The 25783-nt window shown below is 47.1% G+C and carries 19 protein-coding genes and 1 pseudogene; 17 read left to right on the forward strand and 3 right to left on the reverse strand.

Annotated features, from left to right (window positions below; all coding sequences use genetic code 11):
- The first annotated feature begins 9 nt into the window (after nt 1-9).
- The 14 genes and pseudogenes from ftsL (at nt 10) to lpxC (ending at nt 17232) form a co-directional block, all read left to right on the forward strand.
- On the forward strand, nt 10-336 hold the full coding sequence (ftsL, locus tag ACYQ4O_RS06290; RefSeq protein ID WP_460175100.1) for a cell division protein FtsL: 327 nt from the start codon (nt 10-12) through the stop codon (nt 334-336).
- Nucleotides 333-2264: a peptidoglycan D,D-transpeptidase FtsI family protein gene (locus ACYQ4O_RS06295; RefSeq protein ID WP_308513236.1), complete on the forward strand. Its 1932-nt coding sequence runs from the start codon at nt 333-335 to the stop codon at nt 2262-2264. The genes ftsL and ACYQ4O_RS06295 overlap by 4 nt, the downstream gene beginning before the upstream one ends.
- Nucleotides 2257-3717 carry a UDP-N-acetylmuramoyl-L-alanyl-D-glutamate--2,6-diaminopimelate ligase gene (locus ACYQ4O_RS06300; protein ID WP_460175101.1) on the forward strand — a complete coding sequence of 487 codons (1461 nt, stop codon included), beginning with the start codon at nt 2257-2259 and terminating at the stop codon, nt 3715-3717. The genes ACYQ4O_RS06295 and ACYQ4O_RS06300 overlap by 8 nt, the downstream gene beginning before the upstream one ends.
- Nucleotides 3710-5071, forward strand: a complete 1362-nt coding sequence (locus tag ACYQ4O_RS06305) for a UDP-N-acetylmuramoyl-tripeptide--D-alanyl-D-alanine ligase (RefSeq protein WP_460175102.1) — start codon at nt 3710-3712, stop codon at nt 5069-5071. Before ACYQ4O_RS06300 ends, ACYQ4O_RS06305 begins: the two co-directional genes overlap by 8 nt.
- A 2-nt stretch (nt 5072-5073) precedes the next feature.
- Entirely contained in the window at nt 5074-6237 is a 1164-nt protein-coding gene (gene mraY / locus ACYQ4O_RS06310) for a phospho-N-acetylmuramoyl-pentapeptide-transferase (RefSeq protein ID WP_308513239.1), read from the forward strand.
- Nucleotides 6238-6244: 7 nt separating this feature from the next.
- The gene (gene murD, locus ACYQ4O_RS06315; RefSeq protein ID WP_460175103.1) at nt 6245-7675 is read left to right on the forward strand and encodes a UDP-N-acetylmuramoyl-L-alanine--D-glutamate ligase; all 1431 of its coding nucleotides are present in this window, start codon (nt 6245-6247) and stop codon (nt 7673-7675) included.
- Nucleotides 7669-8904, forward strand: coding sequence for a putative lipid II flippase FtsW (gene ftsW, locus ACYQ4O_RS06320; protein WP_460175104.1), 1236 nt, complete (start codon nt 7669-7671; stop codon nt 8902-8904). The genes murD and ftsW overlap by 7 nt, the downstream gene beginning before the upstream one ends.
- On the forward strand, nt 8901-9977 hold the full coding sequence (gene murG / locus ACYQ4O_RS06325; protein ID WP_460175105.1) for an undecaprenyldiphospho-muramoylpentapeptide beta-N-acetylglucosaminyltransferase: 1077 nt from the start codon (nt 8901-8903) through the stop codon (nt 9975-9977). Before ftsW ends, murG begins: the two co-directional genes overlap by 4 nt.
- An 8-nt stretch (nt 9978-9985) precedes the next feature.
- Nucleotides 9986-11389 (forward strand): UDP-N-acetylmuramate--L-alanine ligase, encoded by a 1404-nt coding sequence (gene murC, locus ACYQ4O_RS06330; protein WP_460175106.1) that lies wholly within the window; start codon nt 9986-9988, stop codon nt 11387-11389.
- On the forward strand, nt 11379-12329 hold the full coding sequence (locus tag ACYQ4O_RS06335) for a D-alanine--D-alanine ligase (RefSeq protein WP_460175107.1): 951 nt from the start codon (nt 11379-11381) through the stop codon (nt 12327-12329). Before murC ends, ACYQ4O_RS06335 begins: the two co-directional genes overlap by 11 nt.
- A 3-nt stretch (nt 12330-12332) precedes the next feature.
- Entirely contained in the window at nt 12333-13133 is an 801-nt protein-coding gene (locus tag ACYQ4O_RS06340; protein ID WP_308513245.1) for a cell division protein FtsQ/DivIB, read from the forward strand.
- Nucleotides 13123-14445: a cell division protein FtsA gene (gene ftsA, locus ACYQ4O_RS06345; RefSeq protein ID WP_308513246.1), complete on the forward strand. Its 1323-nt coding sequence runs from the start codon at nt 13123-13125 to the stop codon at nt 14443-14445. Before ACYQ4O_RS06340 ends, ftsA begins: the two co-directional genes overlap by 11 nt.
- Nucleotides 14446-14514: 69 nt before the next feature.
- Nucleotides 14515-15585 (forward strand): annotated as a pseudogene (gene ftsZ, locus ACYQ4O_RS06350) (cell division protein FtsZ); the annotation flags it as partial.
- A 729-nt stretch (nt 15586-16314) separates the two neighbouring features.
- A complete protein-coding gene (gene lpxC / locus ACYQ4O_RS06355) occupies nt 16315-17232 on the forward strand; it encodes a UDP-3-O-acyl-N-acetylglucosamine deacetylase (RefSeq protein ID WP_308513247.1) in 918 nt (305 codons plus the stop codon).
- A 97-nt stretch (nt 17233-17329) separates the two neighbouring features.
- Here lpxC and ACYQ4O_RS06360 read toward each other — a convergent pair whose 3' ends face one another.
- Both ACYQ4O_RS06360 and purB read right to left on the reverse strand, forming a co-directional pair.
- Complete coding sequence (locus tag ACYQ4O_RS06360) at nt 17330-18742, reverse strand: DASS family sodium-coupled anion symporter (protein ID WP_308513248.1); 1413 nt, start codon at nt 18740-18742, stop codon at nt 17330-17332.
- Between the two features lie 56 nt (nt 18743-18798).
- On the reverse strand, nt 18799-20145 hold the full coding sequence (gene purB, locus ACYQ4O_RS06365) for an adenylosuccinate lyase (RefSeq protein WP_460175108.1): 1347 nt from the start codon (nt 20143-20145) through the stop codon (nt 18799-18801).
- A gap of 275 nt (nt 20146-20420) precedes the next feature.
- Here purB and ACYQ4O_RS06370 point away from each other — a divergent pair, with 275 nt between their 5' ends.
- On the forward strand, nt 20421-21167 hold the full coding sequence (locus ACYQ4O_RS06370; protein ID WP_460175109.1) for a GntR family transcriptional regulator: 747 nt from the start codon (nt 20421-20423) through the stop codon (nt 21165-21167).
- 32 nt (nt 21168-21199) lie between these two features.
- Here ACYQ4O_RS06370 and ACYQ4O_RS06375 read toward each other — a convergent pair whose 3' ends face one another.
- The gene (locus ACYQ4O_RS06375; RefSeq protein ID WP_460175110.1) at nt 21200-21595 is read right to left on the reverse strand and encodes a hypothetical protein; all 396 of its coding nucleotides are present in this window, start codon (nt 21593-21595) and stop codon (nt 21200-21202) included.
- 173 nt (nt 21596-21768) lie between these two features.
- Here ACYQ4O_RS06375 and secA point away from each other — a divergent pair, with 173 nt between their 5' ends.
- Together secA and argJ are read left to right on the forward strand one after the other, a co-directional pair.
- Nucleotides 21769-24471: a preprotein translocase subunit SecA gene (gene secA / locus ACYQ4O_RS06380; protein WP_308513252.1), complete on the forward strand. Its 2703-nt coding sequence runs from the start codon at nt 21769-21771 to the stop codon at nt 24469-24471.
- Between the two features lie 79 nt (nt 24472-24550).
- A complete protein-coding gene (gene argJ / locus ACYQ4O_RS06385; RefSeq protein ID WP_460175111.1) occupies nt 24551-25780 on the forward strand; it encodes a bifunctional glutamate N-acetyltransferase/amino-acid acetyltransferase ArgJ in 1230 nt (409 codons plus the stop codon).
- The last annotated feature ends 3 nt before the right edge of the window (nt 25781-25783 follow it).

Below are 25783 nucleotides of genomic sequence, written 5' to 3' on the forward strand. Positions count from 1 at the left end.
AGGTTTTTGGTGTTTGTAATCATCTTGATCGAAGTAGGCATTTTCGCCTGCGGGCTTCGTATTGTCTACAACCGCCATACCTATAGAACGATGTTTATTCAGCTCGAGAGAGAGCAGCAGACTTATCATTCCCTGATCGATGAGTTGAATCGGGCAAAAGTAGAACTCGCCTCTTTGGAACAGCCGTCAAACATTGTGTCATCGGCGAAGTTCCAAGGACTTGCCCCTGTTAACAATAACGAGGTAGTCATCATCCACCCGACCCCGTCGCTTAAAAATCCATCTTCCAGCGGGGCAGCCGGTGTCAAGCCAACTAAGGAGGCTGCCGCACCATGAAAATAATTAATAAAATCAAAGGTTGGATATCTTCTTCTCCCGAGGAAATCAGAGGCGCTAACGACAGCGTTCAGGATCTGTTGTCTATTCGTGTACCTGCCGGACGCGTTAGGTTTCTGTATTTCATCATCGTCCTTTCTTTTTTGGTTCTGATTGGTCGTTTAGCTTACCTTCAGCTCGGATTCAATACCGAATTTCTTCAAAAACAGGGAGAGATGCGTTTTCAGAGAACTTTAGACGTCTCTGCCGTGCGCGGAAGAATATTGGATAGAAACGGCGCCGTTCTGGCCTCCAGCGTTCCCGGAAAAGGTTTGTGGATTATTCCGCAGGACACCGATATTACGGAAGAACAGCTTAAAAAACTTTCCTCATTGCTGAAAGTTCCTAAGCAAGAGCTTAAGAAGAAGTTTTCTTCAAAGAGAACTTTCGTTTATTTGAAGCGTCAGGTTCCTAATGATGTAGCCAATGAAGTTCTTGCATTGAATATTGCAGGACTTCATTCCACCCGTGAATACTTAAGACAATACCCGGACGGCGTCATTGCTGCTCAGATTGTCGGTTTAACCGGCATAGACGGGAACGGAGTCGAAGGTGTCGAACTTTCGGCTGATAAGCTTCTGACAGGGACAACAGGCTCCCGCCGTGTGATGAAAGATCGCCTTGGGAGAATTATCGATGACGTATGGATTAGAGAACCTCAAAATGGCGAGGATATAAGACTGACGATCGATACCAGAATTCAGTACTTGGTTTATTCAGCACTCGAGAAACAAGTCAAGGATTTAAACGCTAAAGCGGGAGCCGTCGTCGTTGCTGATACACAGACGGGAGATATCTTGGCTTTGGCTAATTATCCAAGCTTTGACCCCAATGTTAGAAGAAAGATTGGCCGTCAGGCTATCCGCAACAGAGCGATCACCGATACGTATGAACCGGGCTCGACGATGAAGCCGTTCTCGGTAGCTGCCGGCCTGGAAGAAAAGAAAGTTACGCCCAATACATTATTCCAAATAGGTCATCGCATGACTTTCGGACGGCGAAGCATTGGGGACTCTCACTACAGCAAAGAACTTACTGTTGCCGGAATCATTCAGCAGTCAAGCAACATAGGAACTTCAAAGGTTGCTTTGTTGATGTCGCCGCAAACAATGTGGTCCTACTATGACAAGTTAGGCTTCGGCAAGGCCCCCAATATCGGTTTCCCGGGAGCGGTTCCGGGCAGATTGAGACCGGCCAAGAGCTGGCGTCCGATTGAACAGGCGACAATGTCCTACGGGCACGGCGTGACGGTTTCTTTGCTCCAACTGGTCCAAGCTTATACCGCTATTGCCAGAGAGGGCGATATGGTGCCTCTGTCTATTATGAAAGATAGAGAGCCGGCACAGCCTCAGGTTGTGTACAGTCCGAAAACGGCGAATCAAATGAAAGCTATGCTTGCCAGCGTAGTCGAAAAAGGCGGGACAGGCACTCGAGCACAGGTTGAAGGATTCAGCGTTGCCGGCAAAACCGGAACTGCTTATAAGCTTGAGGGCGGTCAGTATGTGAAGAAATACGTGGCTAGCTTTACCGGTTATGCTCCCGCCTCTAACCCGAGAATTGTCGTTGGTGTAATGATTGATGAGCCGATGAAGGGCAAACACTGGGGTTCAACTGCAGCGGCGCCGCTGTTTTCCCAGATTGTTGCGGGAACTTTAAGAATTATGGCTGTCAACCCGGATAAGGCCGTCACACCCAAGACAACCTACGTAAAGAATGATGCTAAACAGCAGGGGAAGGACAAATCGCTTAAGGCGGTTGCCCAAGGCAAAGCTAAAAAGGCTGCGCCGCAGCCTGTAAGTAATAAAACTGCGCCGGTTAAGAAGCCGCCGAGAATTCGCGCCTCTAACGACGTGGGCAAAGGACTGAAGAAGGAGACTGGCGGTGCCTGACCTTTCAGATATATTGGACTTTATAACTAGATACGCGCGGGCTGAATCCAAACTGTGCCTTGACAGCAGAATGGTTAAGCCCGGCGATGTGTTTTTTGCCGTCACGGGAGGAGCCCATGACGGCCGAGATTTTATTGAAATCGCTTTAAAAAACGGTGCTTCTTGTGTTGTACGGGAAGGTCTAGGAGATTTGGAACTTCCTGATAATCAGCTGGAAGTCAGCAATCTCAGAGAGATGCTCCCTGAAATATCCGCAGCTTATTTCGGTAATCCGTCACGATCCATGACAGGGATTGCCGTAACCGGAACAAACGGCAAAACCACAACGACTCACTGGATTTCTTACTTGCTAAGTTCCTGCGGAGTGCCTTGTGCCGTTCTGGGAACCATCGGATGCTATTTCGAAGGTAAAAAGATACCGACTGTTTCGCTGACAACACCGGACATTCTGACTCTGGAATCAACACTTTCTCAGCTCAGAGATGAAGGGTGTCAGGCGTTTGCGATGGAAGCAAGTTCCATCGGTCTGGAACAGGGGCGCATGGAAGGCTTGAGCATCAAAATTGCCGCCTTTACAAATCTGACTCGTGACCATCTCGACTATCACGAGACGATGGAAAACTATGCGGCCGCCAAGGGAATTTTGTTTAACTGGCCTGAGTTGGAAAGTGCAGTGATTAATCTCGATGATGAGTATTCACAACGTTATATCCAGCAGATCAGAAACCGCGATGTGACTCGGATTATCTATAGCCGCAAGAAAGAAGCGGATCTATACGCTTCTAATCTATGTCACACGGAGCATGGAATAGCATTCGACCTGCATTGGCAAGATAAAGTTAAAAGCATCCGGTGCAACTTTGTCGGAAACTTTAATGTCGAAAACTATCTTGCTGCCGTTGGGTGTGCTCTAGCCGCAGGAATTGATTTTGAGAAGGTCTGCGAAGCCTCTCAAAAGTTGGTGCCGCCGCCGGGACGTATGCAGATAGCAGAAGTCGGAGCCAATCCGTTAGTGGTTGTCGACTACTCTCATACTCCCGATGCGCTGGAAAAAGCGATTGAAACATTGCAGGAAGTAAAAACCCAGCGCAAAGGCAAACTTTGGGTATTGGTGGGTGCCGGAGGAGATCGCGACCCCGGTAAACGTCCTTTGATGGGACGGGTAGCCGCCACGGCAGATGAACCCATTATCACCAGCGACAATCCAAGAAGTGAAGATCCGCTAAAAATTATTGAGCAAGTGGCTTCCGGTGCGGAGAAAGTAACCAGAATTCCTGATCGCGCAGAAGCTATCCGCTTTGCAATAAAGAACGCTGCTCCTGAAGATGTCATTCTAATCGCCGGTAAAGGGCATGAGGATTATCAAGAGATAAATGGAATTAAACACCATTTCTCAGATGTGGAAGAAGCGCGTAAAAACTTAAAGAATAGAAAGGAAAATTTGAATGAGTGAACCCCTAATGACGATTGGTGAGTTGGCCCAGGCTTTAGGCCCGGAAGCATCCGTCAAAGGAGCCTCGGGAATTAAATTCTCCTCTGTAGAAATTGATTCAAGAAAAGTTCAGCCTAACGGGCTGTTTTTTGCCATCGAAGGCGAAAGAGACGGACATGATTTTGTTCAGGACGCTGCTGATAACGGTGCAGCGGCTGCTGTAGTTTCTCATATCGTCCCCGTTTCCATCCCGCAGGTGGTAGTGCCCGACACGAGAAAAGCCCTTTTGGATTCGGCTAGTCTGTGGAGAAAGCGTTTTTCTCTGCCGGTTATTGCTGTAGCCGGAAGCAACGGTAAAACCACGACTACTCAAATGATTCTGTCCATCATCAGCAACCGCTACGAACCAACACAATGGATTGGCACATTAGGCAATCTTAATAACGACATGGGCGTGGCTCTGATGCTATGGCGTCTGCGCTCTCATCACCAAGTGGCCGCTTTTGAAATTGGTATGAACCATGTCGGAGAGATGGAAGCGCTCGTTAAAGCTGTGGCACCGACAGTTTCCGTGGTCACCAATACGATGCGTGACCATCAAGAGTTCCTCTTGTCAATGGAAGATACCGCGAGAGAAAACGGATTGGTTTATGAAATGCTTCCTCCTAACGGGGTTGCCGTTATTAACGAAGCCGATCCGTACTGCAATCTTTGGCATGAACAAGCCGGTCCCAGAAGAATTGTTTCTTTCGGGACTCCGTGCAGCGATGTCTCCGGTGAAAAAATCGATAAAGGTTTCCGCTTGATAACACCGTCGGGAGAAATCGATATCGCGTTGAATGTTTTGGGAGATCACAATATTGTTAATGCCGTTTGTGCTGCTGCCGTTGAGTATGCAGTCGGCCGAGACCTTTGTGATATTAAGAAGGGGTTGGAAAATTTCAGACCCGTTGCTCATCGAGGCGAAACTTTCAAGCTGAAAGACGGAAGTCTTCTGATTGATGACAGTTATAACGCGAACCCTGACTCTATGATTGCTGCTTTAAAAATGTTGGCAGCAAATGAAATGCCCACCCTGGCGATTTTGGGAGATATGGGAGAACTTGGGGTCCAAAGCGTAGATTGTCATAAAGAAATTGGTAAGTATGCTGCAGACGTCGGTATTCAAACTCTGTTCTGTACCGGTAATCGAATGATCGATGCAGTCGAAAGCTTCGGTCCCGGCGCAAAGCATTTCGAAAATAAAGAAGAACTGCTTGAAGCAGTGTTAGAACTTTTAAACAGCGGTCCTCATGCAATCCTCATAAAAGCTTCAAATTTCATGAAACTTTATAACATCGCTGCAAAACTGGAAGAAAAGGTTGGAAAGGAATAAACATGTTATTAGCTTTGTTTCAGTGGTTGGCTGACACATGTGGGTGGGGATGGCTAAGAGTCTTTAACTACTTGACTTTAAGAGCAGTTTTTGCAGCTCTTACCGCTTTTTTTATTGGACTGGCTATCGGGCCGAAAGTCATTCAGGAACTAAGAATTCTGAAAGTTGGACAAGCCGTCCGCGAATACGGGCCTAAAACTCATTTGGTTAAAGACGGCACACCGACAATGGGAGGCATCATTATTTTGATTGCCGTCGGATTGTCGACGATTTTGTGGATGGACCTGAGCAACCGTTTCGTTTGGGTTGTTCTATTCGTGACCCTCGGGCTCGGAGCCGTCGGATGGGTAGATGACTACAGAAAAGTTGTTCATCACAATCCGGAGGGGATGAAATCAAGAGAGAAGTATTTCTGGCAGTCCCTTATCGCAATAATCGCTTCCGTTTACTTGGCCTTTGCAGTGGCCGCACCTGATACTTCAAGTATTTGGTCTCTGGTTGGAGACTGGATTGCAAATGGGTTCGGTTCTATTCAGCTTCCGGATAGAAGCGGATTGTTAATTCCGTTCCTGAAGGGTGTTTCGATTCCTATTGGAATTTGGGGTTTCATTATTCTCAGTTATTTTGTCATTGTGGGAACAAGCAACGCCGTTAATTTAACTGACGGTCTGGATGGTTTAGCAATTCTGCCGAGTGCTCTGGTAGGCGTTGCTCTTGGTATCTTTGCCTATGTGGTTGGCCGTGTGGACTACGCTAACTATTTACTCTTCCCCTATGTTCCGGGAGCTGGTGAAGTTGTAGTGGTGGGAGCAGCTTTGATCGGAGCCGGCTTGGCCTTCCTTTGGTTTAATGCCTATCCTGCTCAAGTATTTATGGGCGATGTTGGGGCTTTGGCTTTAGGCGGTGCATTAGGAACCATGGCTATCATCACCAGACAAGAATTGGTGCTCTTCATCATGGGCGGCATATTTGTGATGGAAACCTTGTCTGTGATTTTGCAGGTCGGTTATTTCAAACTTACTCACGGTAAAAGAATTTTCTTAATGGCGCCTCTTCACCACCATTTCGAAATGAAGGGGTGGAAAGAAACTCAGGTGGTAGTCCGTTTCTGGATTATCACGATTGTATTGGTATTAATTGGTCTTTCAACTTTGAAGATTCGTTAGGATTGCTATGCAGCAAGAAAAGGCAATAGTAGTTGGCCTTGGAGCCTCCGGAATGACAGCCGTAAGATACTTGGTGTCAAACGGCTGGAACGTAACTGCGTTGGATACTCGAGAATGTCCGCCAAATTTAAAACTTCTGCAGACAGAATTTCCGCAGGTCAAGTTTATCGGCGGAGATTTGGACGATATTCAGTTAACTGACGAGTCACTGCTTGTTCTTTCGCCGGGTATTTCCCCGTACTTTTCGGCAATCGCTCCGCTGGTGTCCGCTGCGAAAGCCAAAGAAATTGATGTTGTCGGAGAAATTGAACTCTTTGCCCGTCATTTGGCAAAACTTAAAGAAGAAACCGGTTACGCCCCTAAGGTAATTGGAATTACCGGAACTAACGGTAAGACTACGACGACCATGCTGAGTTCCCATATTGTCGGCGAAAGCGGCCACAGCGTGTGCTTTGCAGGCAATGTCGGTCCTAACGCTCTGGCCGAGGTTACTCGCTTGGAAAAAGAGCAGAAGCTGCCGGACTATTGGGTATTAGAACTCTCCAGTTTCCAGCTCGAGACAACTTCTTCCTTGAGATGTGATGCAGCAGCGCTTTTGAACGTAACGGAAGACCACTTGGATTGGCACGGTTCGATGGCAGCTTATGCTGCTGCCAAAGCTAAGATCTTTTCGAAAGATACGATTCGCGTTTTAAACCGTGAAGATGCGGTGTCGATTAGTTTTGCACAGGCAGTAAACCCTGCTTTAGTCCGTACTTTCGGCTTGAACGCCCCGGAAAATAAAGGCGACTTCGGTGTTGAACAAGTAGGCGCCTTCCCCTGGCTCTCCTATGTGGACGAAGACGGAGAAGATTTCAACATCGTTCCGGCTAATTCTCTCCTGATTCGAGGAAATCACAATAAGGCCAATGCGTTGGCTGCGGCTGCTTTAACTTCGTCTACGGGTATTGAACTCTCGGATCTTCAGAAGGCACTGCTAACTTACCGAGGAGAACCTCATCGTGTCCAGACGGTTTTGACTTCCAGAGACATTGAATATATTGATGATTCAAAAGGTACGAATGTCGGCGCTACTGCGGCTGCTTTAGAAGGATTTGAAGGCAGAAAAGTAGTCATTATTCTCGGCGGGGACGGAAAAGGTCAGGATTTCACTCCGCTGAAAAAACCGATCCAAGAACATTGTCGTGCAGTTGTTTTGATTGGAAGAGATGCTCCTCAAATTGAAGAGGTGCTGGCTGATGTGGATATTCCCAAGATTCACGCCAAGGATATGAAAGGGGCAGTAACGGCATGCCGTCAAAATGCCAGAGAAGGTGATGTGATCTTGTTGTCTCCGGCCTGTGCTAGCTGGGATATGTTCAGAGATTACGCCGATCGTTCGCAGCAATTTATTGATTGCGCCAAGCAAATTGCAGAAGATGAAGGAACTTTGTGCTGAAGTATTTTAGAAAAGGAGAAGGCGATCTCCAGATCAACACAACGGTGGGAGACGCCAGCGAGGCCGCGATTCCCTACGCACCGAGCCGATCAATGACCGGGATTTCTCCTGATTGGGGAGTGCTTTTTGTTGTCTTCAGCTTAGTGCTAATCGGAACGCTGATGGTTTTTTCAGCGTCAATCTCTTTGTCTGATTCTCCCAAGTACAAAGTTGCCGTCGATGCATTCCTTGTCAAGCACGCCATTTCGTTAGGGGTTGCTGCCGTGGTTGCGGTGATAGTCAGTACAATCCCGATGAAAGTTTGGAAGCAGTTCTCGCCTCTTATTTTCTTCTTGGGTTTTGGGTTGCTGATTGCCGTGCTGATCCCGGGGATTGGTAAGAACGTCAATGGTTCTTATCGCTGGATTCAAGTCGGGCCTTTCCAGCTTCAGGCAACGGAATTCATGAAAGTGGCGGCGCTTCTGTTTGCGGCGAATTTTACCGTCCGCAAGCAGAACTTTATGCACAGCTTCAAGAAAGGTTTCCTGCCGATGGGAATCGTTATCGGTTTGGTTGGTTTGCTTGTGCTGTTGGAGCCTGACCTTGGTGCGCTGATTATGATTGTCTGTATCTCGATGGGCATCCTCTTTTTAGGAGGAATCAATTTCGGGATCTTTATCGGCATTTTTGTGGTGCTGATAAGTATTTTTATCGGCGTTATTTTGACGTCTCCATGGCGTATGGCCCGCATCTTTGCCTACTTGGATCCTTGGTCAGCCGATCATGCGCTAGGTAAGTCTTACCAGCTTTCTCACTCATTGATAGCTTTCGGTCGAGGAGAGATATTCGGAGTGGGTCTGGGAGACGCTATTGAAAAACAAAATTATCTGCCTGAAGCTCACACGGACTTTATCTTGGCCATTATCGGAGAGGAACTGGGTTTCGTCGGTGTTTTAGTAGTTCTTGCTCTTTTCCTTTGGCTCGTTAAGAGAGCCTTCGAAATCGGCCGAAAGGCTATTTTGTTGAAACACTTTTTCTCAGGACTTGTCGCTCAAGGTATAGCCATTTGGTTTGGTGTGCAAGCCTTTATCAATGTCGGCGTAGCCAGCGGTTTGCTCCCGACGAAAGGGTTGACTCTTCCGTTTGTCAGTTACGGAGGATCGGCGCTGCTGGCGTGTTTAGCGGCTGCAGCCTTGCTGCTTCGGGTCGATTACGAAAATAAACTTACTATGCGTGGGGGAATGGTATGAAGAAGCATTTAGTTATAGCAGCGGCCGGTACCGGTGGTCACGTGATGCCCGGTATAGCGGTGGCTAAGATCATGATCTCACGCGGTTGGGACGTTTCATGGGTTGGCACAAAGGCCGGTATGGAAAAACGTCTTGTGGAAAGGCACGGAATACCTTTTACAGCATTGGACTTTGAAGGCTTAAGAGGAAAAGGTCTTAAAACTCTTTTATTCGGCGGATTTAAACTTCTTTCATCGATCTTCCAATCCAAAAAGTATTTGACTGAAGTGAAAGCAGATGCTGTTTTCTCTACCGGCGGGTACATTGCCGTACCTGTGTGTCTAGGCGCGGGTCTTAAAGGCATTCCCTATGTTTTGATGAACAGTGATGCGGATCCGCTGCTGAGCATCAAGATGATTCAGGGCAATGCCAGCGGCGTGATGTGCGGTTTCGACGGAAAAGCCGCTAAAGAAGCGGGCAAACGCGCTGTCGTGACGGGTAATCCTGTCAGAAAAGAGATTGTCTCTTTGCCCTCTCCGGAAGAAAGATATGCCGGCAGGAGCGGTAAGCTGAATCTATTGATTTTCGGAGGTTCTTTAGGAGCACGTGTTTTCAATGAAAATGCTCCGAAGGCAATCGCTCTGATTCCGGAAGAGGTAAGACCGGTGATCGTCCACCAGTGCGGCGTAAACGACTTGGAAAAGGTCAAAAATCTTTATAAGGAGCTCGGTGTCGAAGCTGAAGTCGTTCCTTTTATCGATGACATGGCAGCCGCCTACATGAAAGCAGACGTAGTGCTGGCCAGAGCCGGTGCAATTTCCGTCTCTGAGTTAATGGTAGCCGGTGTTCCTGCTATATTAGTGCCCCTTGTGGTTAAAACTACTTCTCATCAAGTCGGAAATGCCAAGTACATGCAGGATGCCGGTGCATCCATTTACTTGCCGCAAACAGAATTGACGCCGCCGAAACTGGCTGAAATTATAGGAAGTCTCGACAGAGAAAAGTTATTGGAAATGGCTAAGAAAGCCAAAGGGCTCGGAAAGCCCAACGCTGCAACTACAGTTGCGGATTTTATTGAACACATTACGGATTAGGAAAAAGCATGTTTGCAGTCAAACGGCTACATTTTGTTGGCATTGGTGGAACCGGAATGAACGGTATTGCTGAGGTTTTGTTAAACCTTGGTTATGAAGTTTCCGGATCAGATTTGAAGGCCAATGCTGCGACGGAACGTCTGGAAAGGTTAGGCGCGCGTATTTTCTATAACCATTCGGGAGAGCATGTTGGCGATGCCGATGTAGTTGTGATTTCCAGCGCCGTGCACGGAGACAACCCGGAAGTTGTCTACGCTAAGGAAAATAACATCCCGGTAGTTCCCCGTGCAATCATGCTTGCGGAGCTGATGAGACTGCGGAACGGCATTGCTATTGCAGGAACGCATGGAAAGACGACAACGACTTCTTTGGTTACTTCCATTCTGAAGACTGCAGGATTTGATCCGACTTTTGTGATTGGCGGAAGGTTAAATGCCGCCGGCTCCAATGCAAAATTAGGAAAAGGTCAATTTATTGTGGCGGAGGCAGATGAGTCCGACGCTTCCTTCCTGTATCTGACCCCTGTAGTGGCTGTTGTAACCAACATTGATGCCGACCATATGGATACTTACGGCCACGACATCAATAAACTGAAGCAGGCGTTCATTGATTTCACAATGCGTCTACCCTTCTATGGAAAAGCGGTCGTCTGTATTGAGAACGAAAATGTCCGCTCTATTTTGCCGAAGATTTCCAAACCGGTTATTACTTACGGATTCGGACAAGATGCGCAGATTCGAGCGACCAATATTCGTGCCGAAGGTACTCAGATGAAATTTACAGTGGAGACTTCTAAGTTCCCTGTGAAACCGTTTGAAATTGTATTGAATCTCCCCGGAATGCATAACGTTTTGAATGCTCTTGCAGCAATCGGCGTTTCTCTCTCGGTGGAAGCTCCGGTTGAAGCAATTCAACAGGCCTTGACGGAATTTACCGGTGTTGGAAGAAGGTTTTCTATCTGGGGCCAAGCCAAGACAAAAGAAGGAAAGAAATATTTAGTGGTTGATGACTACGGTCATCACCCGGCGGAGATGGCTGCCACGATTAAGGCTGCGCGCGGAGCCTATCCGGATAAAGAAATTATTTTGGCATTCCAGCCGCATCGCTATTCTCGTACCCGCGACTGTTTTGAAGATCTGGTAAGAGTGCTTTCTACGGTCGATAAGCTGATTTTGTGTGAAGTTTATCCGGCAGGGGAAGAACCGATTGTCGGAGCTGACAGCCGCAGTCTTTGCAGAGCAATCAGACTGGCAGGGAAGGTGGAACCTATTTTTGCCGCCAATCTTGAAGAAGTAGAAGAACAAATTGAATTGCATGTGTCCGATGACAGCGTTTTGCTAGTGATGGGTGCCGGCAGTATCGGAGGTATTCCGTCTAAATTAATGGCTAAAGGAAAGAATTATGGCAAGTAAAGAAAAAAAATTAGGCAGAGTTGCCGTTGTGATGGGCGGAACTTCGGCCGAAAGAGAAGTCTCCTTGATGAGTGGTTCGGGCGTACTCAAAGCATTGCGTGATGCTAATGTTGATGCAGAGGTTTTTGACCCTCAGGAACAGGACATAGAAGAGCTCGTCAGCAAGGATTATGACAGAGCATTTCTTATTCTTCACGGAAAGGGAGGAGAGGACGGTGTAATCCAAGGCTTAATGGAATACATCAAACTCCCGTACACAGGCAGCGGCGTGTTTGCTTCAGCTATCAGTATTGATAAAGTCATGACTAAGAAGGTCTGGGAGTCCGTTGGTCTCCCTGTCCCCCGCGGAACCACCGTCACTGCTGACAGCAATATGGCTGAAATTATTCGCCTGCTCGGCAAAAACTTGATTGTGAAACCTAGCAAAGAAGGTTCCAGCATTGGTCTTTATCGTATCAACGACGCTACTCCTGAATCTCTTTTGGAAGCCGTTACAAAAGCTACGGAAGACGGCATGCAGGTGATGGTAGAAGAGCTGGTGGTCGGGAGAGAACTTACCGTTGCCGTGTTGGATAAACATGACGGGCAAGGCCTTAAGGCGCTGCCGATTATTGAAATCGTTGCACCTAAGGGAGACTACGACTACGAACATAAGTACTTCTCGGATGAGACTCAGTATATCTGCCCTGCCGCAGTCAGAGATGATGTCAGAGACGCTATTTTGGCCGCAGTAGAAAAAGCAGCTGCAGTCTTAGGAATTCAAGGATGGTCAAGAGTAGACGTTATGCTTAGACCTGACGGCAGTTTTGTTCTTTTAGAGATCAATACGGCACCTGGCATGACGCCGCACTCACTTGTGCCTTTAGCCGCTAAGACCGTCGGTCTCAGCTATCAGGAACTGGTCTGCCTCGTGGCAGAAGGGGCTGCACTAAAGGGTTAGTGGATGTCCAAGTGGAGTGATAAAACTTTTAATTTCCTGACGGATTTCGTCTCGATTTTAATCATCCTCGTACTGCTGGTTTTTGCCGTGTGGTGGGCAATCCAGAAACCGGTTTTTTGGTTAAAGGGAATCGATGTTGTGGTTCACGGCAATCAAGAAGCCATTACGGCCCCCGTTGTTGCAGAAAAATTAAAAGGCAAGATCAGCGGAACTTTCTTTACGGTTGATATCTCGAAGATCCGAGATACCTTGAAAGAGATTCCATGGGTAAAGGATGTTTCGGTAAAGAGAGAGTGGCCGAATCGGCTGAAGATCTTCTTGTATCTTCATAAGCCGGTAGCGCTGTGGGGAGAGCAAGAGGTTTTGTCGCAAGACGGTGTAATTTTTGAAGAAAACCAGGCGGTGGCCGAAAGCGAAGGGGAACTTCCCCATATCTACGGACCGCCTGAACTAAGTGCAAAAATTTACCAGCAGTATTTAGATTTCGACAAAATCTGCCAACCGAGAGGATTGAAGATTGTGTCTCTGACACTGACTCCGATGAGCGGTTGGTATCTTGTTTTCAAAAATTCCGAAGACAAGAATGTTGAAGTTGTTTTTAAAGGGAGCGATACAAATCAGGCTATGAGTTTGAGGCTGGAAAGAGTATTGAATATGATGCCTCAGATGAAGGACCATTTGGGGGCGCATCCGCGAAAAATTGACGCAAGGTATACAAAAGGCGTAGCTGTTCAACGTCCGGAAATAGAACCTGAACCGGACGATTCAGACGTATTGGAAACGGAGATAAAAGATGCCAAGTAAGGCAGATGACTTAATAGCCGCGTTGGACATAGGTTCTTCTAAGATTGCCTGTGCAATTGCCCAACCGTTATCCGACAGAACTTATCGCATTGTCGGGATGGGAGTGTGCGGCAGTGTCGGCGTAAGAGAAGGTGTAGTAGTTGAAATTAATCCTTTGGTCGATGCTATTCGACAAACCGTAGAAGAAGCTGAAAAGTCTGCCGATGTGAATATATCCAGGGTGGCCGCGGGCATTTCAGGCACCCATATCATGTCAGACAATGTTCATATGACGGTCGTGACTCGCAGAGGAGAGATTGAACAGTCTGATGTGGATGAAATCTTCAGAAACGTTCAGCAAACTAGTTTGCCGCCGTCAATGCGGTATCTCCAAGTTCTGGCTGAGGAGTATGCTATTGATTTTAAATGGGGATACCATCATCCGGTCGGTATGGACGGAAACCGCTTGGATGCCAAACTGCATGTAATTACGGCTCAGACATCTCCTTGTCAGAACATTGGTAAAGCTATTCGAAGAAGCGGTCTTGAATTGATCGAAAGCCGTTTGAACTTTAATCCGCTGAGTTCGGCTTCTGCCGTTCTTACGCAAGAAGAAAAGAATCTTGGTGTAATTTTGATCGACCTTGGGGCTGAATTAACTGAGGTTGCGGTTTATTACGGCAATGCTGTTCAGTACACGGCGGTATTCCCGGGAGGCGGAGAGTCTTTGACTAATGAGATTTCTATCAAGACGCAATTGTCTAAAATCGATGCAGAAAATCTCAAAGTTTCTATGGGACATGTTCGTTTTGACCCGCATTGCGACAAAAACGATTCTTATGATTTACCGTCTTACGCAGGGTTTGCGCATGAACATAACCGAGTCTTGACAAGACAAGCCCTCTCGGGAATTATTGATATGAAATTGCGCGACATTCTTGAGGCGATTTACAACCGTTTGCGCGATAAGAACCTTCGTCACTTGATTTCTTACGGCGTGGTTCTGACCGGCGGCGGAGCACAGCTCAAGGGTATAGAAAGACTGGTAAGAGAAGTATTCAGCGGATATATGGCCGGAGGATATATCAACGTTCGTATTGGTTATCCGATTATCGAGTATGAAACAAATATTTTTTATTCACCTAATAAATTCTCAACGGAGACACTGCCTGAGAAACTAGCGGGAGTTTCCTCTCCCGAGTATGCAACCTTATTCGGTTACCTGGCCGACGAAACTGCCAGATACTACGGTGGAGGCGGAGCGCCACGAAAGAAGGGCGGCCTTACAACGGTAAAAAATATGTTGAAAAGCTGGTTTACAGGAAACTTTTAGGAAATTCATTTTCCTAATAGAATTAAGAAGTTTTAATGTGGGTAAAGCCGCATAAATTTGGAGTAGCAGATGGCGTTTGAAATGATGGAAAACGGCGAAAGCGGTGCACTGATTAAGGTAATTGGTGTCGGCGGAGCCGGTGGCAATGTAATTAACAATATGATCCGTAAACAGGTCAAAGGCAATGTGGTGTTCATTGCTGCTAATACGGATCGACAGGCCTTATCCCAAAGTGAAGCAGAAATACAAATCCAGCTTGGGCACACTGGCTTAGGCGCCGGCAGTAAACCGGAAGTCGGCCAGCAAGCAGCCAATGAAGCTCGCGAAGAAATTGCCGACGCATTGCGTGGGGCAAACATGGTTTTCATTACAGCCGGGATGGGCGGCGGTACAGGAACCGGAGCAGCTTCAATCGTGGCCGAAGTCGCCCAGGAATTGGGCATTCTTACCGTTGCCGTTGTTACCAAGCCGTTCTCTTTTGAAGGCAACCGCCGCATGAGAAATGCGGAGGCCGGCATCAAAGCTTTGAAGGCTCGAGTTCATTCTTTGATCATTATTCTCAATGACAAGCTCGAAATGGAGCTTGGCGAGGATGCCACGATCGGTGAATGTTTTGCCCGTGCCGACGAAGTTCTGTACAACGCCGTAGCAGGTATTTCCGAAATTATTCAGGCTCCGGGCTTGGTCAATGCAGACTTCGAAGACGTTCGTACAGTGATGAGCGAACGCGGTACCGCCATGATGGGATCTGCAGAAGCTGAGGGCCAAGACAGAGCATTGCAGGCAGCTTCTCAAGCCATCAGCTGCCCTCTGCTTGAAGAATTTGATGTTAAGGGTGCACGCGGTGTATTGGTCAATATTTCGGGCAGCGAGGCCATTAAGATGTCTGAAATCCGTATGGCTATGGAAACTGTGCGCAACTTCGCTGACCCGGACGCCAATATTGTATTCGGCAGTGTGTATGACGATACCCTCGGTGATAAGATTCGCGTTACCGTTATTGCGACAGGCTTGGATCAAGATTCAATCGATCCCAGCTACACCATTCCGACACCTCAACCGACTGCTGCTCCTCAGAGTCAGGCTGCCGGTTTATGGAAGCCTCAGGCCCATACTGATCCGATTCCTCCTGCAGCGATGGGAGTTGACCTCTTTGGTCAGCCGGACAAGCCTGCAAAACCGGCTAGAGAACCCCAGCCGGCAGTTCAAGAACCTCCGGTTAACCCGTTCGAAATCAGAAATCCAACCGGATTTTCTAACCCGTTAAAACAGCAGACTGCAGCCCCCTTCCCCGCTTCTGAACCCAGAGAACCGGTTCAACAGCCGGCACCTGTACAGGTAGAAGAAATTGCTGAAGTCAGAGTCAATGTTATGCCGGAGCCGAAGCAAGTTGTTCAGCCTGTTCAGCAGCCTGCAGCTGCTCCTCAGTCCAATGCACCGAGCTTTGTTTCTCAATTCTCCCAGACTCAGGCCCCTGCTTCTCAGCCGGTTCAGCCGGAACCGCAAGTTCAGAGAGCAGCTGAACCGCGTCCTCCTCAACATCCTCAGCAGGATCAAGGAGCTCATAGCCCTTTTGGGGCGGCTGGAGCATTTTCAAGACCAATCGCACAACCCGATGACAGCTTCCAAGTGCCTCCAGCACGCAAAGACAATACTATTTTCGGCATGATGAACAGCGGTATGGGCTTCAACCAAGGAGGTTTCGCCAGTTTGAATCCTCGCAATGGACAAGGCAGCGGACTATGGTCCAACAATGCTTCTGTTCCTAACACTGCCGAACAGGCCCAGCAGGAAGAAGAAAAGCCGCAGTTCGAACATGAAATTCCGGCCTTTCTTAGAAAGAAGAACTAATCCAAGGAACTTAATTCAGTGATTAGACAGAGAACGATTAAAAAAGCTTTTGAAACTGTCGGTATCGGTTTGCATTCCGGACGCAAAGTTAAATTAGCCTTGCGTCCTGCCCCGGTCGATACCGGGATTGTTTTCCGAAGAATCGACATGAATCCGCCGGTTGCAATTAAAGCCGAACCTGAAAGAGTTAACGATACCCGTATGGCAACGACTCTGGATAAAGGCCAAGCCAAGATTGCAACGATTGAGCATCTGATGAGTGCTTTATCCGGACTTGGCATTGACAACTGCTACGTTGAAGTTGACGGTGCTGAGATTCCAATCATGGACGGTTCCGGTGCATCCTTTGTTTTCTTGATTAAAGCGGCAGGCGTTGAAGAACAAGACGCACCAAGAAAATTTGTTCGCGTTAAAAAGCCAATTGAAATTCACGCCGGTGATAAGTGGGCATCCTTAGAACCGTTTAACGGTTATAAGCTGTCCTTCGCCATTGATTTCGGTCATCCCGCTATTGATGCAACAGCACAGTTTGTCGAAGTTGACTTTGACAACCATACCTATATCAACGATGTCGCCAAAGCCCGTACTTTTGGTTTCGTCAATGATTTGGAGATGCTTCGCTCGTACGGCTTGGCCCAGGGCGGTACATTAGATAACGCCGTTGTGATGGATGATTACCACGTTCTTAACCCGGACGGTCTTCGCTCCAATGACGAATTTGCCAAACATAAGCTCCTTGACGCCATGGGAGACCTGTATGTTTTAGGACATCCTCTCGTTGCTCATTACAAGGCCTTCAAGTCCGGTCATGATTTGAACAATAAGCTTCTCAGGAAACTATTGTCCGAACCGGACAGCTGGGAATTCGTGACTTTTGAAGACAGCTCAAAGGCCCCTCCTGCCTTTACCAATGCACTTGTTATTCCAAATATCTGATCATTTGTTCTTCTGATACTTTTCAAAAGAACTTTAGACGCCAAAAACATAGAGGATGCCTGATGGCATCCTCTGTGTTTTCAAGATTGCTCTAGGCTTAATAGAGGCCGATAAGTTTCCACCAAAGCATACCGCTGGCAAAAACAATCAGAACGTTAATGGTTACCAGTACAAAGTTGATTCCGTAGAACCGAGGTCTTTCGAAGTAGCCCTGGCCGTAATAGATCGGGCCTGGTCCGCCGGCGTATTCCGTAATTCCCCACATAAAGTTCGAGAAGATTGCAAAACAGATTGCAACCATCATCGGAGGAGCGCCTGCGCCGATCGCAACCATAGAGAACGGAACGTACATGGCTGCAACATGGCCGGAGGCTGTGGCAAAGACATAGTGAAGGTAGATGTACAGGAAGCCGAGAAGGACGAACGCGACCATCCAGTCCATGCCTGTGAGCATGGAAGCAAATCCTGCACTCATCCATTTAATGAACCCTAAAGAGGTGAGGCCGGTAGCTAAGGAAATAATGATGCCGAACCAAACTACGGTATCCCAAGCTGCCTTATCATTCAAGACGTCTTTCCAATTAACTGCGCCGGTTGCAAACAAGAAAGCAGCAAGAGCGATAGCGATGGCATTGGCGTTATAACCGGTCCACATTGTGGTCCCCCAGCCTAATAACGCGATGATGAAACCGAGAGCTACTTTCTTTTCTTGCGAGGACATCGGACCCATTGCAAGAAGCTGTTCTTTTCCCATGACTTTGGCTTCGGGAGTTTTCTTCAAGCCGGGGTTGAGAATCTTGTAAGAAAGAAGAGGCATCAGGAAGAAACAAATCATGGATGGGACAACGGCAGCCCAGAACCAGCCAATCCAAGAGAGCTCAAGGCCTAGACCTTCTTTAGCAAGTGTCGCGCACAATGGATTTGCAGCCATACCGGTCATAAACATAGCGCCGGTGATCGGTGTGAACTGAAAGCAGGTCATGGTTAAGAACTCACCAAGCCGTTTCTGCTTCGGGCCCGGTTCACTGTCGAGCACTTGGTTAATAGACTTTGAAATCGGCAGAATGATGCCGCCGGAACGTGCTGTTACACTCGGCATAGCAGGTGCTAGGAATAAATCTGCTAGGCCTAGAGAGTACGCGATGCCAAGTGAAGAACCGCCGAATAAAGAAAGTGTCTTGTAAGCAATGCGCCGGCCGAGTCCGGACTGGACAAAGCCTAGAGACAGAACATAAGCGGCAAAAATCATCCATACTGTGCCGGAGGCAAAACCGGATAAAGCCGCTTTAAAGGTCAGCGTATTTGTAAAAATACAGACCGCCAAAGAAATGAACATAATGGCGCCTGACGGAAGCGGAGCGCAAAGAATACCGACAATGGTTGCAACGAAGATGGCAAACATGTGCCAAGCTTCAGGCTTTAGGCCTTCCGGCACCGGATATAGCCATATGAGTAAACACACGAGGACAGGAACAACTGCCTGCCACAGCTTGATTGAACGTTGAGGCATACAAATACCTTTGAATTGAGGTTCGGCTGCTGGTAAAGCAGCCGGATGAAAAGAAATTATTTGGAATATTTGGCCAGAACTCGATCGACGAATTCCGGAGCCAATCCGATGTAGGAGTGAGGATTGAGCATGTGATCAATTTCCTCTTCGGTAAACTCTTCCTTGACTGCCGGAGTATTCATCAGCACATCTTTGAACGGAATTTCTTTTTCGTAGGCTTCCATAGCACCTTTGTAGATGATTTCATGCGCTGTCATTCGGCCAAGACGCGGAGCCATATGCATCATGACGCATTCACTCATCATCAGGCCTTTTTGTTTGAAAAGATTTCGTTCCATGTGCTTCTCATAAACAATCAAGTTTTTGAGAATGTTCTTGGACTTCTCAAGGGCAGCTGCCATCATGTGGCAGGCGCGAGGAATGGCTTCCCATTCGGAAAGGAAGCATCCCCAGTCTCTTTCGTTTTCGCTAATCATCGATTCAACGATGGATGGTGCAATAGAGCGCACGTTGCGAAGAAGGGCTAAAACGTTTTCTAGGACGGCAGGGTTGCGTTTATGTGGCATCGTGGAAGAACCGACTTTGCCCATGAAGAAGGGCTCTTCAAGTTCAAGAATTTCTGTTCTCTGGAGAGTCAGAATCTCATGGATGATGCGGCCGAGGGTTCCGGCACAAAGAGCTAAAACGGAAACAAACTCTGCCTGATTATCACGAGCAACGTGCCATGCAATTGTAGGAACATTGAGACCGAGAATTTCCATCATCCTCTTCTGCACGGCAAGTCCGTGTTCTGGCTGGGATGCTAGAGTCCCAACCGCGCCGGCCATTTCACCGACAAAAACTCGGTCTTTGATTTGTTCTAAGCGTTCGATGTCACGTCCGAGCTCATCTGCCCAGATAGCGGCCTTGTAGCCGAAAGTAATCGGAAGAGCATGTACAACGTGGGTTCTCCCGGACATAACAGTGTTGCGGTGCTTTTTGGCAAGGTCCAAACAATATTCTTGACAAAGCTTTATATCACGAAGGATGATTTCATAGGCATCTCTTTCAAGAAGAACAATACCTGTATCAACAATGTCCTGGCTGGTGGCACCCCAGTGAACGAACTCGCCTGCATTGTCAGGAAGGACCTTCTTGAAGGCTTTCAGCAAAGGAACAATGGTGATGGAGCTTTTGTAGAACTCTCCGATTGAAGGAATATCCAGAAGCTCGGCTTTGGCATATTTCTGAATGGTGTCAGCTTTGTCTTTTGGAATAATTCCAAGTTCGCCTTGAGCTTTTGCAAGAGCGGCTTCGGTATCAAGCCATTTTTGGACCCACGCTTCGTCACTCAGAGTTTTTCTCATTTCGTCGGTGCTGAACATGCATCCGTGGATTTGGCTGTCGATAGCTGTAGAAGGCACTTTAATCTCCTTAAGAAACTTAACAATGAATAGGTTGTTGTTATTGTGCTGGAGTGAGTATATGTACGTACAAAAGAATGAATATGTTTTGATGCTGATCAAACTTTTTCGGGGTTAGGGTTTATATTCTTTTTAAAAATTAAATAGTTGTGATATGTTGGCAAACAAATAAGACATATTATGTAGGCAACAAATAGAAGAAGCCTTATTCCCAGTGAGTTCACAAGAAAATGAATTTGGTTTTGTGTCTATTTCGTCCCAACAAAAGAGGAAGCATGAGAAAAAAGTTGTGGCAGGAAGTCTCGGAAAAGCTCGTTGCGAAGATTACAAGCGGAGATTGGCCCGTGGGCTCAATTATCCCGGGAGAAATTGAACTGGCCGAGCAGCTCTCGGTCAGCCGAGATACGGTTAGAAAGGCGCTGGATGCCATGGTGAAGGCAGAGTTTGTTGAAAGACGTCCTCATATTGGAACGCGAGTTAAAAGTAAAGTCCAGAATGGCAAATTTCTCCATGAACTCTCTGATATTCGTGCGATTGACTACTACGGTAATCAATTTCCGCGTCTTATAGAAGCGACGGAGGATGTGCTTGTAACAAAAGCGCTCTCCGAACAGCTCTGTTTGACTGAAAATGAGCCGTGGGTCAGATTTAAAAATATTCGCGTGGCCGATAAAAACTTAAATGAGCCGGTGGTTGTAACTTATGTCTACGTCAGAAAAAGCATAGCCTACGTGGCTGAGGAAGCGAGAAGACATCCGAGAGAACTGATCGTGTCTTTGATCGAAGGACTTCTCGACATTGAATGTGCTGAAGTAAGACAAACTTTTTCGGCGGTGCATATGAGCCCGGAGGTGGCTGAACACTTCAATTCGAAACCGGGAGAACCGGCTTTGAAAATTGTTCGATGCTATTTGGACCGCGAAGGAAATACAATAACGGCCTCAGAATCTTTTCATCCTGCAGAGCGTTTTGCTTTTACCGTTGTCAATCGCAAAAAGCATTCCTTCGGTTTTTTGTCGTGATTTTTTAGAATCGGAAGCCAAGGTAGAGACTTTCACTTCTGAGGATGGACAACTTTGCCTACGACTTTTAACGTTGTAATTCCGTTTAGTATTAAAGCGTTTTCTACCTCCGGCTTAATTGACGCAAATTTCGCGAGATAAGCAGGGTGAGGAAAAAGAAGATTTAAAACGAGAACATTTTCATAAGCGAAGTTCGGATCCTCGTTCGGGTCGATATCGTACGGGTTATTATCTTTTTTTCTAACCGTCTCCCGAGTCAAAAAGCACTGTGCTCCGGTGATCTCCATACCCAAATTCATTCGTTTGCAAATAGGGTTGATAATGCGCGCGATTCTGTCGGCTAATTCAGCATTCATGACCGCAACTCCAATAGGAGTTCTCTTCAATCTGTCATAGGCAGAAATTTTTCTTTTTGCAAATGGAATCATTGCGTTACGGAAATAGTTAGAAAAGATTTTTTCAACACGTTTTATCAATAATAGTTAAATTCACATTTACCGACAAGAAGTACCAAGATAGAGTGTAAAATCACCAAGTTTATATGTGAGAAATCGGGTGTCAGGGTTCTATATTGACGCCCTCAATTAAAAGAGAATACTGAATGGCTAGTTTTCTGACGAAGATTTTTGGAAGTCGCAACGACAGACTTATCAAACAATATCGCCGTAAAGTTGAAGAAATTAACAAGCTCGAACCTTCAATTAAGGCTCTGAGTGACGAAGAATTAAAGGCCAAGACCGTTGAGTTCAGAAAGAGACTCGCTGACGGTGAAACCTTAGACAAGCTTTTGCCTGAAGCCTTTGCTGTAGTAAGAGAGGCCAGCTGGCGCGTCTTAGGAATGAGACATTTTGACGTACAGCTCATCGGCGGTATGGTTTTGAATGACGGCAAAATTGCTGAAATGAGAACCGGCGAAGGTAAGACTCTGACCGCCACTCTAGCCGTCTATTTGAATGCTTTGCCCGGCAAAGGCGCACACGTCGTTACAGTTAACGACTATTTGGCAAAGCGTGACGCTGAATGGATGGGCAAGGTTTATAACTTCTTGGGCATGTCGGTCGGTACCATTCTCTCTAACCAGCCGAATGCAGAAAAACAGGCCGCTTATCAAGCAGATATTACTTACGGAACCAATAATGAATATGGTTTCGATTATCTGCGCGACAACATGGAATATGACGTCAACGCCAGACGCCAAAGAGGTCTCTTCTTTGCAATCGTCGACGAAGTGGACTCCATCTTGATCGACGAGGCAAGAACACCCTTGATTATTTCCGGTCCTGCCGAAGGCAAGACAGACGTTTATGTCCAGATCGATAAGATTCCGGATCAGCTGACTCGACAGAAAGAAGAAAAAGGTGAGGGCGATTATTGGGTGGATGAGAAGGCTCATACCGTTCAGTTGTCTGAAGCCGGTCACGAAAAAGTTGAAGCAATTATGAGCAGAATGGGCCTTCTTCCTGAAGGACAAAGCTTGTATTCTCCTCAGAACATCATGCTTCTCCACTATCTCAATGCAGCATTGAGAGCTCATACAATCTTTATCAAGGATCAGCACTACGTTGTTCAGAACGGTGAAGTCATTATTGTTGACGAATTTACCGGCCGTTTGATGCAGGGCAGAAGATGGTCCGACGGTCTTCACCAGGCGGTTGAAGCTAAGGAAGGCGTGAAGATCCAGCAGGAAAACCAAACTTTTGCCTCCATTACTTTCCAGAACTACTTCCGTATGTACGAAAAGCTCTCCGGCATGACCGGTACTGCTGATACGGAAGCATACGAATTCCAGGAAATTTACGGCTTGGAAACTGTTGTTATTCCGACTCACCGCCAGATGATTCGTGATGACCAACAGGATAAGGTTTACAGAACTGCAGCTGAGAAATATAAAGCTATTCTCGATGACGTCAAAGACTGCTACAAACGCGGACAGCCGGTTCTTGTAGGTACTACATCCATTGAGAATTCCGAGCTCATCAGCCACATGCTTGACAAAGAGGGCATTCCGCACAATGTTCTGAATGCTAAGCAGCATGAAAAAGAAGCTCAGATCGTGTTGGAAGCCGGTCGTCCCGGCATGGTCACTATTGCTACTAATATGGCTGGCCGCGGTACCGATATCGTGCTTGGCGGCGGTATCAGCAAAGCTGTTTCCGAAGTAGAAAACAACCCGAATCTCACTGCTGACGAAAAGAAAGCTCAGATTGATGCCATCAAGAATCAATGGCAATTGGATCATGAGAAAGTAGTTGCTCTCGGCGGTTTGAGAATTATTGGTTCCGAGCGTCACGAATCAAGACGTATTGATAACCAGCTCAGAGGCCGTTCCGGCCGTCAAGGCGACCCGGGAAGCTCCAGATTCTATCTTTCTATGGAAGATCCTCTCTTGAGAATCTTCGCCGGTGAAAAGATGCAGGCTTTGATGAACAAGCTTCGTCTCCCTGAAGGCGAAGCTATTGAAGCCGGTATTGTTTCTCGTTCTATCGAAAGCGCCCAGCGTAAGGTTGAATCCAGAAACTTCGATATTCGTAAGCAGCTTCTTGAATACGATGACGTTGCCAATGATCAGCGCCGCGAAATCTATGTTTTGAGAAATGAAATTCTTGAAAACAAAGATGTATCCGGCCCGGTTAAAGAACTCAGGGACGGCTTCTTCACCTCTTTGTTCCGCAGCTATGTCCCGGAAGACACAGTTGAAGAGCAATGGGATCTCGACGGTCTTGAAAAAGTGCTTAAAGAAGAATGGAACCTTGATCTTCCGCTGAAAGCTACTCTTGAAAAATCTGAAAGTTCCGACGATCAAGAACTTTTGGATATGGTTATTAAGGCTTCCAATGAGGTCTATGACGGTAAAGTTGCTTTGGTTGGCAAAGAGGCTTGGCAAGAATTCGAAAGAAACGTTCTTCTTCAGTTCTTGGATCAGCATTGGAGAGAACATCTCAGCCAGCTCGATATGCTTCGTCAAGGCATTCATTTGCGCGGCTACGCTCAGAAGCAGCCTAAGCAGGAATACAAGCGCGAAGCTTTCGAATTGTTCAGTGCGCTTCTCCAGACTGTCGGTGAGGACGTCACAAGAGTTCTGATGAACGTTCAGATCCGCCAGCCGACTCCTGAAGAACAGGCCCAGCAGCAGGCTATGCAGGCTCAGGAAGCTCATGTTGATGAGTCCGAAGGTCAGCTGAAAGGACCGATGTTCGAACAAGAAGCTGATGAAGCAGAGAAATTTGCTCATGTAGGCAGAAATGATCCTTGTCCGTGCGGAAGCGGCAAGAAGTTCAAAGACTGCCACGGAAAACTGAAATAATGGTTTTTCTTTAAGAAGCCGGCCTTATGGTCGGTTTTCTTTTTATACAATAAAAAGATCACTTTAAAAAGGAAAAAACATGGCAGTCAATCTTAAGGCTCCCGTCGCTGAAGACATTCTCCCGGTCTCCGGGGTGGTTCTAGGAACCGCTGAAGCTGGCATCAAGAAAGTCGGCAGAAAAGATTTAATGTTGATGGAACTGGCTCCCGGATCAAAGGTGGCTGGGGTCTTTACAAAGAACCGATTTGCAGCAGCTCCGGTACAGATTTGCAGAGAGCACTTGCTTGAGACTAATGACATCCGAGCAATTGTAGTTAACACAGGATGCGCTAATGCCGGTACCGGGTTGACCGGTTTGCACGATGCAGAAGAAACCTGCCAGGCCGTGGCTGATATCTTTAACACGCTTCCTATTAAGGTTCTTCCTTTCTCAACAGGCGTGATCATGGAACCGCTGCCCATGACAAAACTTTTGGCCGGCATCCCCAAAGCGGCCCAGAATATGGGCAGAAACAATTGGATTGATGCTGCCAGAGCAATCATGACAACCGATACAGTGCCAAAGGCAGCTTCCAAGAGAGTTGAGCTGGATGGAGTTGATATTACCGTTACTGGCATCAGCAAAGGTTCAGGAATGATTGAACCGAATATGGCAACAATGCTCGGCTTTATTGCTACAGATATCGGAATGTCTGCTGAGCTCGTTCAGGATACAGTTCGTGCCGTTGCAGATGCTTCATTCAACCGCATCACAGTTGACGGCGATACTTCAACGAATGACTCTTTTATTCTTATCGCGACCGGTCGCGCGGATTGCCCTCCGATTGAAAGCGATGAAGATCCTAGATACAACGATCTTCTTGATTCTTTAATTGAAGTGGCTCAGAAATTGTCTCAGTCCATGATTAGAGACGGAGAGGGTGCTACAAAATTCATTACAATTACTGTAGACGGTGCAAAGAACGAAGCAGAAGCTCTTAAAGTGGCTTACGCTATTGCTCATTCTCCTTTAGTCAAAACAGCCTTCTTTGCTTCCGATCCTAACCTCGGAAGAATTTTGGCTGCCGTCGGAAACTCTCGTATCGATGACTTGGATGCCAATAAAATTTCTTTATGGCTTGATGACGTTCTTGTTGCCAAGAATGGAGGCCGTTATGCCTCTTATCGAGAAGAAGATGGCCAAGCCGTTATGAATAAGCCGGAAATCTTCGTCACCGTCAACCTCGGAAGAGGGGAAGCCAGCGAAACCGTATGGACAACTGATCTTTCTCACGATTACGTTTCCATTAATGCCGATTACCGCAGCTAATTG

Source organism: Turicimonas sp. TL08 (genome assembly GCF_054660695.1).

Bases quoted from the DNA above. Each gene is read 5' to 3' on its own strand.
- ACYQ4O_RS06295 (WP_308513236.1), top strand. From the start codon at position 333: ATGAAAATAATTAATAAAATCAAAGGTTGGATATCTTCTTCTCCCGAG.
- ACYQ4O_RS06305 (WP_460175102.1), top strand. From the start codon at position 3,710: ATGAGTGAACCCCTAATGACGATTGGTGAGTTGGCCCAGGCTTTAGGC.
- mraY (WP_308513239.1), top strand. From the start codon at position 5,074: ATGTTATTAGCTTTGTTTCAGTGGTTGGCTGACACATGTGGGTGGGGA.
- murD (WP_460175103.1), top strand. From the start codon at position 6,245: ATGCAGCAAGAAAAGGCAATAGTAGTTGGCCTTGGAGCCTCCGGAATG.
- murG (WP_460175105.1), top strand. From the start codon at position 8,901: ATGAAGAAGCATTTAGTTATAGCAGCGGCCGGTACCGGTGGTCACGTG.
- murC (WP_460175106.1), top strand. From the start codon at position 9,986: ATGTTTGCAGTCAAACGGCTACATTTTGTTGGCATTGGTGGAACCGGA.
- ACYQ4O_RS06335 (WP_460175107.1), top strand. From the start codon at position 11,379: ATGGCAAGTAAAGAAAAAAAATTAGGCAGAGTTGCCGTTGTGATGGGC.
- ACYQ4O_RS06340 (WP_308513245.1), top strand. From the start codon at position 12,333: ATGTCCAAGTGGAGTGATAAAACTTTTAATTTCCTGACGGATTTCGTC.
- ftsA (WP_308513246.1), top strand. From the start codon at position 13,123: ATGCCAAGTAAGGCAGATGACTTAATAGCCGCGTTGGACATAGGTTCT.
- ACYQ4O_RS06360 (WP_308513248.1), bottom strand. From the start codon at position 18,742: ATGCCTCAACGTTCAATCAAGCTGTGGCAGGCAGTTGTTCCTGTCCTC.
- ACYQ4O_RS06370 (WP_460175109.1), top strand. From the start codon at position 20,421: ATGAGAAAAAAGTTGTGGCAGGAAGTCTCGGAAAAGCTCGTTGCGAAG.
- ACYQ4O_RS06375 (WP_460175110.1), bottom strand. From the start codon at position 21,595: ATGATTCCATTTGCAAAAAGAAAAATTTCTGCCTATGACAGATTGAAG.
- secA (WP_308513252.1), top strand. From the start codon at position 21,769: ATGGCTAGTTTTCTGACGAAGATTTTTGGAAGTCGCAACGACAGACTT.
- argJ (WP_460175111.1), top strand. From the start codon at position 24,551: ATGGCAGTCAATCTTAAGGCTCCCGTCGCTGAAGACATTCTCCCGGTC.